This is a genomic window from Agathobacter ruminis, from assembly GCF_002735305.1.
Lineage (GTDB): Bacteria > Bacillota > Clostridia > Lachnospirales > Lachnospiraceae > Roseburia > Roseburia ruminis.
In genome coordinates, this window is sequence record NZ_PDYG01000058.1 from 1 (window position 1) to 2000 (window position 2000).

Consider the following 2000-nt stretch of genomic DNA (forward strand, 5'->3'; position numbering starts at 1 on the left):
TTTATTCAAAACATTTCTGTTTTAAAACATTTTTATTGACTTTCTTTAATAGTTAGTCTTTCTTTCCATCATTTACATATCCATTCTATCATATTTTGGAGCAGGTAAATATTATTTTATTTCATTTTCAATTTTGATTCCGTATTTTTTCAGGTTCACGCATCCATTTGTAACACACACATTTTCTGCCAACAGTCGCTCCTCCTGGACATTTTTGCCGCCAAAGACAAACTCCTTCGCAAGCTGCCCCTTCGCATTCACAACACGATGACATGGGATGTTTGCCGGATCCGGATTTTTGTGCAACGCATTCCCGACAGCTCTGGACATTCTCGGATTACCTGCCATCGCCGCCACCTGACCGTAAGTGGCCACACATCCCTTCGGAATCCGCTTCACCGCCTCATAAATCCGCTTTGTCGGCGTGTCTGCCACCTTATGATAACTCGCGTCAATGCAATCCAAAATCTGTTCTGTCTCCACAGTCCCGTCCAAAGCGATTGTCAGCCAGTTCTGTTTATTCATATGATATCCGGCCATATAACCTCGCACCTGCGCAATCATCGCAATAAAATCAGCATCCGCTTTTACATTAATGATATCAACCCAGTCGAGTAGCTCAGATTCCGCATTCTGATTCATATTCCAGATAGCCTGTACATGTTTACGCTTTACGCGAATGATAATCGCAAACCATTTCATGGTTTCCCTCTCTTTAAAAGTGATATCTTCCGGCCCATTGGCCCATGGACGCTCGACCAAAGGAGAATAGGTTCGTTCCATATATTCCATTACTTCTTCCTTTTGTGTTTTATCCATGATTCTGTGCTCCTTGTATCATCTTAATAACATTTACAGCAAATATCTCTTAATCATCGAATCAATGATTTGCGTCGTAATCGGATGATTCAATGATTCAAATGTCATCAGCAATGACTCGCCGGGATAATACCCGTTTGTCACATAACATTCTATTTTTTGAATATTATAATCCCAATAAGCAGCATCATCAACACGCCCAAAGTGTTCCCAAATATAAACTTTCCTTGTTTTCTTATTGAGTAAAGTGAAATCAGGATGGACATTTCCCATCCCCTTTAAATAATACCGCTGCTCATATCTATACGGAACTCCAAAATGACAAAGTCTCTCCGCAATCAACACTTCCGACTTCGAGCGCACCGTCTCCCCATTCGTTGTCGTATGAATCGGTCCTGTCGGCTGTGTTTTTCGTTCATATGGCTCTTCGATCCACTGCTTCGCATATTCATCATCTGTCATTTCATAAGGTCGAACCCAATTTTTCCTCAACTCCGGCAATTGCTCCCATTCATGAATAATCAGATTCGGATTATATTGCTTCTCAAACTGTTTCAACAGATCCAGCTGAAGCTGCATTTTACGAATCAATTTTGCTGCATATCCCTTTTGTGCAAGAATTGGTACCATTTGCCAGTTCTCTTTCCTGATATATTTCCCCACGTGGTGCTGATCTTCCTTTTCATTTTTCACCCAATAAAAAGCCACCGTTTTTGCACGCTTTTGAATTCTAAGTGATCCTTCCGGCGATTTTTTGATATCACTTTCCGCCTTTTGGATTGCAGCCTCTAATTTTTTTATCTGTTTTTCCAGCTCTCTTTTTATCTCCAGCATGATATTTCATCCTCCCTTCTACTACAATATATTTATGGTTAATCCCCCTTACAGCCAGTAAGGAATTATCCATCTTGTTGCTATTATTTTGTTTTTTATACTACATGGTCAATTTCTTCATTAACCTTTTTCGCTTTGTATGCACTTTTTGTGCAGACTTGCATCTAAATACAATCGGATTGGAATCTTTGTATGAGTTTTCTGCCGCTATACATATAAAGACTCTAATCGACATACAATATCTCAAAATGTCAAGACTCGCTCGCGAGTCTTGCGCGCCGGATTCTGGTCTGCTTCAGCAGACAAATTCCTGTCCGAATCCGTGCGCATCCTCGCGGAGCGTTTAA

Annotated in this window: 2 protein-coding genes; both read right to left on the bottom strand. The window is 40.6% G+C overall.

The window, feature by feature from the left end; translation table 11 throughout:
* Nucleotides 1-111: 111 nt before the first annotated feature.
* The gene (locus CSX02_RS08295; RefSeq protein WP_143248163.1) at nt 112-819 is read right to left on the bottom strand and encodes an MGMT family protein; all 708 of its coding nucleotides are present in this window, start codon (nt 817-819) and stop codon (nt 112-114) included.
* Nucleotides 820-852: 33 nt separating this feature from the next.
* A complete protein-coding gene (locus CSX02_RS08300; protein WP_189281447.1) occupies nt 853-1653 on the bottom strand; it encodes a hypothetical protein in 801 nt (266 codons plus the stop codon).
* Nucleotides 1654-2000: the final 347 nt, after the last annotated feature.